At 43.7% G+C, this 2,138-nt stretch carries 4 protein-coding genes; 1 reads left to right on the top strand and 3 read right to left on the bottom strand.

Translation table 11 applies throughout. From position 1 onward, the window contains the following. The coding region (locus tag RJ60_RS14770) for a toxin-antitoxin system toxin component, PIN family protein (protein ID WP_258006371.1) at positions 1 to 345 on the top strand (345 nt) is incomplete at its 5' end. 402 nt (positions 346 to 747) lie between these two features. On the opposite strand, the gene RJ60_RS14765 is transcribed toward RJ60_RS14770, so the two are convergent. The 3 genes from RJ60_RS14765 to RJ60_RS14755 form a co-directional block, all read right to left on the bottom strand. Next, positions 748 to 1,092 carry a HipA N-terminal domain-containing protein gene (locus RJ60_RS14765; RefSeq protein WP_103135258.1) on the bottom strand — a complete coding sequence of 115 codons (345 nt, stop codon included), beginning with the start codon at positions 1,090 to 1,092 and terminating at the stop codon, positions 748 to 750. Further along, the gene (locus tag RJ60_RS14760; protein ID WP_103135257.1) at positions 1,089 to 1,361 is read right to left on the bottom strand and encodes a hypothetical protein; all 273 of its coding nucleotides are present in this window, start codon (positions 1,359 to 1,361) and stop codon (positions 1,089 to 1,091) included. Before RJ60_RS14760 ends, RJ60_RS14765 begins: the two co-directional genes overlap by 4 nt. Before the next feature lie 73 nt (positions 1,362 to 1,434). After that, the gene (locus tag RJ60_RS14755) at positions 1,435 to 1,956 is read right to left on the bottom strand and encodes a HipA domain-containing protein (protein ID WP_103135256.1); all 522 of its coding nucleotides are present in this window, start codon (positions 1,954 to 1,956) and stop codon (positions 1,435 to 1,437) included. Positions 1,957 to 2,138 lie beyond the last annotated feature (182 nt).

Below are 2,138 nucleotides of genomic sequence, written 5' to 3'. Positions count from 1 at the left end.
AGCATGGTCGTCGTGAAGGCACTCGAGCAGGGGGTAATCGAACCAGGAATTTTCCCACAAGAGTTGAGAAGATTTATATCAAAACTTAAAGAAAAGGAAAAGTACAGAAACGTTGATTTAGAGGGTCTTTCCAACTTCATAGAGTACTATATTGAGATGGTGGAGATTGTCGATGACTTCCAGTTAGTTAGTTTCAGCACAGATCTTCCAGACAATCATTTTATCTCATTGGCGGCAGCTCGTGATGCCTTGCTTATAACAGGAGACAAGCTTTGTCTGCAAAGTGCGCTAGGCAGCAATGTTAACTGCAAGACCCCATCCCAGTATCTAAGTGATTATCTTTGATGGTTCGCAAAAGAACTTGGACCCGTCCTTAGAGCGAAAACACGAGAAGAGAGAGGACGAGACGAAGAACCGGGTGTGAAGTTTGCGGTCTAGGGTCTGGTAAGAGAAGGAAGAGCAGAGAGGAAGAGAGAGAGAGAGAGAAAGAGAGGGCAAGAGGACGCGAAAAACGGGACAGACGCCAGGAGAATCGTCAGTCCCTATTCTCGCTCTCGCTTGTCATGAGCGAAGCGAACTCTCCTAAATGCTCTTTCTCCGCTCTTTGCAGCGTTCAGCGGGTCTATTTTCTTAAGCGTAGAGCGGATCTTTCGTTCCGACGCTGCTCGTCCACGTTCTTAGCTAAGGGAACAGCAGGTGCTAGAGAAGGCACAGGGTTATTATCAAAGCAAAAGGCGCTTTTGAAGTCTATTTGATCTCGGTAATCTCGAAGTTGTCGGTCGGTAATCTGCCGTTGTTCACAAAAAGCAGCTCAAGCTCAGTATTGTTCCTGATCCCAAATCTATCAAGAATGGTATGGTAGTCCTTTCTCTTCTTATCTGGTAAACGCCTCGAGAAGAAAGGAAAAAGCTTGTTACTATATGTGACATTCTGCCTACTAAACGGTAGGATGTCGATCAAGCTTGAAGTCTCTGAGTTCTTCAGAGCAGTCTCATCATATTCGAATGAATAACGTTTCCCATCAAAAACCAAGAATCCAATGGGAATCTTCCTGTCTGGTTCTGCTCTATAATACAGCACTGCTTTTCTCATGCAAACACTTCCTCTACCAACTGCCTTTTTGCGATAATCAGTTCCAACAAGAAGTTTTTCTTTCTTCTGCTAAGTATCTCAAAAGGTACTCGATCAATTATAGCATTCACGTTGGTTCTGTCAATCTTACTTGTCATGCCAAGTATTGTTCTGACTAACTCACCGTCCGCAAAATTGTCTCTAATGTGAATCAGCAATTCTTTCTGTGTGACTTTTCTTTTTCCGGAGAATACCAGTAGGGACTTTGCCTTCGTTTCAACATTTGCCATGAAGCGTCTCCTATCGTTCAGAATATTCTCAATGTCCTCTTCCCTTATCTTCGAACCAAGCGATGCACTGTGGTCATATGAAGGCGCTATATATTATTCCCCAGTTCCCATGGTGTCTATCGCTGTTGCCTATCAGAGCATCAAGAATCAAATACTGCTTGACATTGATTGTAAGTGCTTCTTTTATTGCCCGAATTACGTCAATTACAAGCTCAAGAGAATACTCCCTACCTGTCCACGTATCTTTCATTAATTCGGGATCATACCCTGGTTGCATCTTCTGAATCAGATCCAACATTTCTATCAGGTTCTCTCCCTTGTCGACTTCAACGAAGTTCTTACTAACTGTACCGAGTCTCCCCTTATATGTGGCAAACTCAGTCTCTGCAGCTTCAATTCCAACCAGCTGCGCAATTTCATATGCCAGTTTCTCAGATACATGTTCTGTGGTACCCACCTTCGGTATCTTAAAGAGCCACTCCTCGCCCAAATGATTGACAAACCAGTACTTCTCATTCCTTCCGGGCGCAGCCACTCCTAATTTCCTCCAAGAATTGAGGTCAACGATTTTAAAACTGACGCTACCTTCTTTCAACAAAATACCTCCTCTTGCTCAACAAGAATTATATCAATCACTATGACAAATTAACACACGTGAGTGTCACTAAGCATTTGCTCAAGAATTTGCATACTCCTGCTTGCACGTCCGTAAAGCACCGAAACGGCGCGGGTCAATTCAAGAAGTGATGCTGGGAAGTACATCCCAGGAAGTGATGC

Source organism: Mesotoga sp. B105.6.4 (assembly GCF_002896535.1).
Classification (GTDB): Bacteria; Thermotogota; Thermotogae; order Petrotogales; family Kosmotogaceae; genus Mesotoga.
This window is presented reverse-complemented; position numbering and strand designations above follow the sequence as displayed.

What these genes read in the sequence shown, in the direction of transcription:
- RJ60_RS14760 (WP_103135257.1), bottom strand. Translation starts at nt 1,361, where the DNA reads ATGGCAAATGTTGAAACGAAGGCAAAGTCCCTACTGGTATTCTCCGGA.
- RJ60_RS14765 (WP_103135258.1), bottom strand. Translation starts at nt 1,092, where the DNA reads ATGAGAAAAGCAGTGCTGTATTATAGAGCAGAACCAGACAGGAAGATT.